The sequence below is a fragment of the Streptococcus sp. SP1 genome, from assembly GCF_030440005.1.
Classification (GTDB): domain Bacteria; phylum Bacillota; class Bacilli; order Lactobacillales; family Streptococcaceae; genus Streptococcus; species Streptococcus parasanguinis.
Genome location: NZ_JAQFJJ010000036.1, coordinates 1 through 4,545 on the forward strand (window position 1 = coordinate 1; position 4,545 = coordinate 4,545).

The following is a 4,545-nucleotide window of genomic DNA, read 5'->3' on the forward strand; positions in this document are numbered from 1 at the left end:
CTCAACCAGAAAAAGATGCCGTTAAAGCCGCAGTAGAAGCAGCGAACCCAGGAGCACAAGCGGAAGTATCAGCGAATGGTGACACAACCGTAACGTTCCCAGATGGTACAACAGCAACTCTTACAGGCGCTAAGACGGTCTATTCTTCAGAAAAAGGTGAATTACCAGATTCATTTGATTTGCCGAAATTAATCATTACTAAATGGGTTGATGAAGATGGTAATGAATTGAAACCAGCAGATGCAAAAGCTCCATCTGAATTAGGTGAATCTAATGAAGCGTTTGAACATGGTGAGATTGATGGTTATGTATTTGTTAGAACTCTAACTGATGAAACTGAAGGTACTGTAACTCATATCTTTAGAAAACTTCAAGATACAACAGCGCCAACAGCGCCAGTTGTGAACCCAGTTAAGGCAGGTGGTACTACATTAGCTGATAAATCTGAACTAGATTTAATCAAGGTTCAACCTGTTCGCCAAAGACGAGTAGCAACTATTTCTTCTAAGAAATCTGAATCTGGAGAACTTCCAAATACAGGTGAAGAACAATCAGTAGCATCAATTGGCTTGGCAATCCTATCTGCTCTAACAGGTGGTTTACTAATCTCAAAAAAAAGAAAAGATGAAGAGTAAATAACCTGATAGATTAGATGTATCTATTTGAGAAATGAGGAAATCGTATGATTTTCCTCTTTTCTCGTTGTTATCTACAACAAAATAGACTCCGTCATTCCTACAGTGGTTTTCCCCACTACAGAAATAATTGAGCCTGTTAAGACAAATATCATTTTTGGTATTTGTCTTTTTTTGTTTTTGTCAGATGTCCTATGTGATGTTTAAAAAATATTTATTATCTTTTTGTATATTTATTTTAGTTTAGTTAATAGTATTAAACAACATTTTCACAAAAATTCCCTTCAATTTCTTAATCTAGACATTTTAGGCATATTTTGTTTGATAAAATTTATATTTTATAATATAATTTAATTGCGAAAATGCACTATATAGTAAAAAGAAGATGTTTAAATGTATTTTAATAGGAGAAATACAGAACAAAAAAATTGGCGGATGATTAAAAAGGGGAAACACTTCTTATTTGGTTGCTCGCTTATTTTGGTAGTAGGAGCAACTTTGACGACTCCAATAGTTAAAGCAGATACAGCAGAAGCTGGCTCTACAACAGAGGGGACTAAACCAGATGTTTCCGAAGAGAATGTAACTTATGCAGCACCAGCTGTAGAAGCAACTACAGCAACAGCAGTGGCTAAAGAACAAGTGGAAAAAGATAAGGAAGAATCAGAAACTACTACAGAAAAAACTAAGGAAGCAGAAGGAGTACAGTTCCCTTCCTTGACAGTGGTTGCGGATTCTTCGGCATTGACTGATGAGGAAAAGGCAAATGTAGTTGAAGCTGTGAAGGGAGTGAATCCTACAGCGACTGATGTTCAAGTTCATGAAGACGGTACCGTAGTGGTTACCTTTGTAGATGGTTCAACTGCGAGTTTGACAGCAGAACAGACTGTCAAAGGTGCACCTAAAGAGGAAGTTTCAGCTACTGAACCTAAGACTAGAAGCCGTCGAGCAGCGGGTCAAGAGCGTTCTATGGAAGGAAAGGATATTAAGTACGTTTACAAAAATAGACAAGCCACGCTTAATGGTGGGAATCCAACTGAACGTGCTAATATAGAGTATAGGCAGTTGGATGACTACGAGGTTGTAAACGGTAAGACAGTTGCGACTGATCCATCTGGTCAAGGACGTCCGGTATTAGAGTGGACTGTAACTTTTAATGAGGCCCAGTATGATAAACCAGGAGGCTATTGGTACTTTACAATCCCTAAAAATGTATCGAATCCTTATAATGTTGTCACTGACTATAACGGAATTTATATGAATCGCTATACTTGGAATAATGGAGATGGTGCGCCAGGTGCAGAAGGGAAACAATTCATAGATGATGGTAATAAACTTGAAATGCGTGTCAAAAACACTGTTGGTAGTGATTACAACAAGGTAGATGGTCTCAGTGGTGTTATGGGAGATAGCAAGCAGGTTTATGTTCTTCAAACAAGTATTTACTCACAAATTCGTAAGTTTACCATCAGATACCGTACTGTAGTTGAAGATCCATCTCAAACAATTTCTTATCTCGCAGGTGTTCAATCATCAGGGAACTTACCAAGGTTCAACTGGTTTGCTGTCTCAGGTAAGTACGACAAGGAATTGGTTAGTCAAGTTGCAACACCAAACGTAACTCCAAACTTGACTAATACCTCTGTCAATGTTCCTGTTCAGACAGTAGCTTCAACATCAAGCACTCTTTCAGGGACAGGAACTCCTGGTGCTAAAATTAAACTGTATATTGATGGTCAGGAGCAAAATATCGGCAATGTCACTGTTGATAATAATGGAAACTGGACTACAGGTGAGCTTCCAACAGCCTTGAACAACAACCAAGGTGATGGTACAACTATTAAACCACGTCAACTAGTACAGGTGAGTCAAACCGTCAATGGAACTGAAAGTAGCCGTCGTACAGTACCAGTATCTGTCGGTGTGACAACAGTTGAACCTTCAAGCTTGTCTACTAATCAAGATGCTGTTATTGCAGGGCAAAAAGAGGTGACTCTTAAGGTTCCTCACGATGCAGGGATTGCTTACTTGCGCTATACAAATACTGCAGGCCAAACAGTTGAGATTCCAGTCAAACGTGATAATCTCTCAGCTGCATGGGTGTCACAGAAGTCAGATAAGGCAACTGTCAAATCTTACGAACACGGGAAGTTTGAAGATACGATCGTCTTTACAATGGCTGATAAGATTGCAGGTACAGAAGTATCATCTATCTCAAACGTGGTAGAAGGTGGCTTCTCAAGTGTGGCTGGCTGGCAACCACGCGGTGTAGAAAACCAAGCTCCAACTATTGCATCAGCTGTTGAAGGAAACAAAAAAACTGTTCAACAAGGTGATCAACTTGACCTTGCATCTCTTGTGACAGTAGCAGATAAAGAAGATGATGCTCAAGCAACACTAGGTGATAAGGTTCATGCTGAAGTTGTTTCAGTAAACGGTAACGCAGCAACCAAGACAGTTGATACAAATACCCTAGGCATTTATACAGTTAAGTATAAAGCTGTTGATAGCCAAGGTAAAGAGTCAGGTGAGATTGAAGTTACTGTAGTTGTAAATCCTGCACGTCAAAACGAGGCTCCAACAGTAGAGATTCCATACTCAGATCCAGCTCCAAACAAAAAAGAAGTTTATCTTTATACTGGAGAAGAAGCTGACGTTGATATTACCTTTAACGATGATTCTGGAAAAATAAAATCAGCGTCATTAAGAAAAGGTGGAAATATTGCCTTAAATAATATTGATGGTAATCCAGATAAACAAGATAACGAATGGGGTTACACTGTAACAGCTATCAATTCTGAAACAAATACCCCAGCAAAAATCAAAGTAACAGGACAAGTTTCTGGTATTGCTGAAAATAGATTACCAAAAACAGAATCAGATTCATTAGATCTTGTAACTCGTTTTGCCACTGCAACTGATACTGATGGTGCAGAGATTTCTAATAATGCAACCAAAACTAAAAATAATGGAGAAATTGTTGGTACATATCTAACTGACCCAGGTGCAGTAACTTTCGTATTAAAAGCACAAACTAAGAAATATGATATCAAAACTCCATCAGAAGCAGATAAAGTAATCGTATCAAATGCTAACAATGTTACTGATAAAGAGTTTGAAAAAATTAAAGAGAAAGTTAAAGTTGAATATTCTCAAAACAATCCAGATGCACGTTTAGCTGACAAAAAAGGTCAAGAAGTAGAAGATGCTTCAAAAGTTGTTGATAAAGTAGAAAAAGATGGAAACAATCTTGTTGTAACCTATAAAGATGGTTCTACAGATAAAAAACCATTATCAGAATTTGTAACTAAAGATACAACAGCTCCAGCGAAACCAGTAGTCGATACAGACCTTACAGGTAAAGCAGGAACTAAAGACCCAGTTGAAGTGAGTGCAGAACCAGGATCAACTGTTGCCCTCTACGATAAAGATGGCAACAAGATTGGTGAAGGTACAGCAGATACCAATGGTAAAGCTACAATCACACCAACGGTTGATATTCCAGTAGGTAATGTAACAGCGAAAGCTACAGATGCGTCAGGCAACACTTCAGATGCAAGTGATCCAGCTAAGGCAACTGACACAACAGCTCCAGCGAAACCAGTAGTCGATACAGACCTTACAGGTAAAGCAGGAACTAAAGACCCAGTTGAAGTGAGTGCAGAACCAGGATCAACTGTTGCCCTCTACGATAAAGATGGCAACAAGATTGGTGAAGGTACAGCAGATACCAATGGTAAAGCTACAATCACACCAACGGTTGATATTCCAGTAGGTAATGTGACAGCGAAAGCTACAGATGCGTCAGGCAACACTTCAGATGCAAGTGATCCAGCTAAGGCAACTGACACAACAGCTCCAGCGAAACCAGTAGTCGATACAGACCTTACAGGTAAAGCAGGAACTAAAG

The 4,545-nt window shown here is 39.0% G+C and carries 2 protein-coding genes; both read left to right on the top strand.

Annotation, left to right across the window (positions count from 1 at the left end):
* Nucleotides 1-635: LPXTG cell wall anchor domain-containing protein (locus tag PCY07_RS10360; RefSeq protein WP_301356716.1), on the top strand; the 635-nt coding region annotated here is incomplete at its 5' end.
* A 435-nt stretch (nt 636-1,070) separates the two neighbouring features.
* Nucleotides 1,071-4,545: Ig-like domain-containing protein (locus tag PCY07_RS10365; protein WP_301556744.1), on the top strand; the 3,475-nt coding region annotated here is incomplete at its 3' end.